General features: G+C 65.5%; 2 protein-coding genes. One reads left to right on the top strand and one right to left on the bottom strand.

Translation table 11 applies throughout. From position 1 onward, the window contains the following. Nucleotides 1-663: 663 nt before the first annotated feature. Nucleotides 664-1365, top strand: a complete 702-nt coding sequence (locus DS843_RS30780) for a CBS domain-containing protein (RefSeq protein WP_149472609.1) — start codon at nucleotides 664-666, stop codon at nucleotides 1363-1365. 75 nt (nucleotides 1366-1440) lie between these two features. Here the strand turns inward: DS843_RS30780 and DS843_RS30785 are convergent. After that, nucleotides 1441-2231, bottom strand: a 791-nt coding sequence (locus DS843_RS30785; RefSeq protein ID WP_149472610.1) for an NAD(P)(+) transhydrogenase (Re/Si-specific) subunit beta, incomplete at its 5' end; no start/stop codon positions are given.

Consider the following 2231-nt stretch of genomic DNA (forward strand, 5'->3'; position numbering starts at 1 on the left):
GCTGGCGCTCGTCGAGGCGGATCTCGCTCGGCCCGCCGTAGATGTCCATCTGGGTGATGGCCTGGCGCAGCGCCTGGTAGGCCTTGGCCTTGAAGCTCATCCCCTGGTCCAGGGGTGCGACCGAGAATGTCATCATCTGCATTGCTGTTCCCGTCCCTCTCTCTCCGCCCCCGGCTGGCTGGGGGTGCCCGTTCGACCGGGTTTGGCCGCGCTTTCGTTGCCCCGGAGAGGGAAGCGGCTTGGATTGGTGATACGGTATACCAGATGCCAGTTCATGACAAGCGGATATGTTTGGCTCGCGAACTGTTTATTTGATGAACGAGGACGCCGGAACACCCCTGCGCTTGCACCGGAATCCACGTTTTGCGCAGCGTGTCTGGAATATCGTATACGGTATCCCAATCAAGCATAACTGGCATACCAAATCCATAGTGGTTGGGCCGGACCGTTCGGGGGTACAAAATGCCCTTGGAACTACACGCATTCCTCCCTGTAGATTCCCCCACCTGACGGCTCCGCGGCGTTCCGCCGACGGAGCCTTCTTTTTTCGTCTGCCGGTTCTCCCTGCGGAAATTTGGTATGCCGTACACCAGACGGTTTCGCCGCCCTCCGCACACATGTAAGTTGGCCGGGTAAACGAATCAGACGAATGGAGGAAACGTCATGAAAGCAGCGGACATCATGACCCGTCAGGTGATCACCATCGGTCCCGACGCGACGGTCACCGAAGCCGCCAAGCGCATGCTGGAAAACCGGATCAGCGGCTTGCCCGTCTGCGATCCGGACGGGCGTCTGCTCGGCGTCATCAGCGAGGGCGACCTGCTGCGCCGGGCGGAGACCGGCACGGTGCGCCGGGCCTCCTGGTGGCTCGCCATGTTTGCGGGCGCGCCGAACCAGGCCGCCGACTACACCAAGTCCCACGGTCGCCACGTGCGCGACGCGATGACCGAGTCGCTGATTTTCGTCACGGAGGAAACCCCGCTCGACGAGGTGGTCCGCCTGATGGAAAGCAACCGCATCAAGCGCGTTCCGGTGCTGCGCAACGGCCGGCTGGTCGGCATCGTCAGCCGCGCCAACCTGCTGCACGTCCTGGCCAGCATCGCGCCGGACGTCTCCCCCGCTGCGGCGGACGACCGCGCGCTGCGCGACCGGCTGCTGGAGACCCTGCGGGCGCAGCCCTGGGCGCCGGAGATCAGCGACAACATCGTCGTGCGCAACGGCGTCGTCCATCTCTGGGGCAGCGTGCGCACCGAGGCGCAGCGCGACGCCCTGCGGGTGGCCGCCGAGAATACCCCCGGCGTCACCCGCGTCGAGAATCACCTGACCATCGTCGACCACGTCGCCGAGGGCGCGGTCGGCTTCTGATCCGACCGCTTCGCGGGCAACAGGAAAGCCCCTTCCCGGTTCGTCCGGGAAGGGGCTTTTCCTTTCGGCAGGCGTTTACTCGGTGGCCTTCACGACCTCTTCGGTGACCTTCTTGGCGTCGCCGAAGAGCATCATGGTGTTGGGGCGGAAGAACAGCTCGTTCTCGACACCGGCGTAGCCGGCGGCCATGCCGCGCTTGATGAAGAACACCGTCTTGGCCTTCTCCACGTCGAGGATCGGCATGCCGTAGATCGGCGACTGCGGGTCGGTCTTGGCCGCCGGGTTGGTCACGTCGTTGGCGCCGATCACGAAGGCCACGTCCGCGGTGCTGAAGTCGCGGTTGATGTCCTCCAACTCGAACACCTCGTCGTAGGGCACGTTGGCCTCGGCCAGCAGCACGTTCATGTGGCCCGGCATGCGCCCCGCCACCGGGTGGATGGCGTACTTGACCTCGACGCCCTCCTTCTTCAGCAGGTCGGCCATCTCGCGCAGCGCGTGCTGGGCCTGGGCCACCGCCATGCCGTAGCCCGGGACGATGATCACCGACTGCGCGTTCTTCATGATGTAGGCCGCGTCCTCCGGCGAGCCGGCCTTCACCGTGCCGCGCTCGCCGCCGCCGGCCGCCGCCGACGCCGCCCCGCTGTCGCCGCCGAAGCCGCCGAGGATGACGTTGAAGATCGAGCGGTTCATGCCCTTGCACATGATGTAGGACAGGATCGCGCCCGAGGAGCCGACCAGGGCGCCGGTGACGATCAGCAGGTTGTTCTGCAGCGTGAAGCCGATGCCCGCCGCCGCCCAGCCGGAGTAGCTGTTCAGCATCGAGATCACCACCGGCATGTCCGCCCCGCCGATCGGCAGGATCAGCA

Source organism: Roseomonas genomospecies 6, from assembly GCF_008365375.1.
In the GTDB taxonomy this organism is placed as follows: Bacteria; Pseudomonadota; Alphaproteobacteria; order Azospirillales; family Azospirillaceae; genus Azospirillum.

Excerpts from the sequence above, each read along its gene's own strand:
- DS843_RS30780 (WP_149472609.1), top strand. The coding sequence starts at position 664 with ATGAAAGCAGCGGACATCATGACCCGTCAGGTGATCACCATCGGTCCC.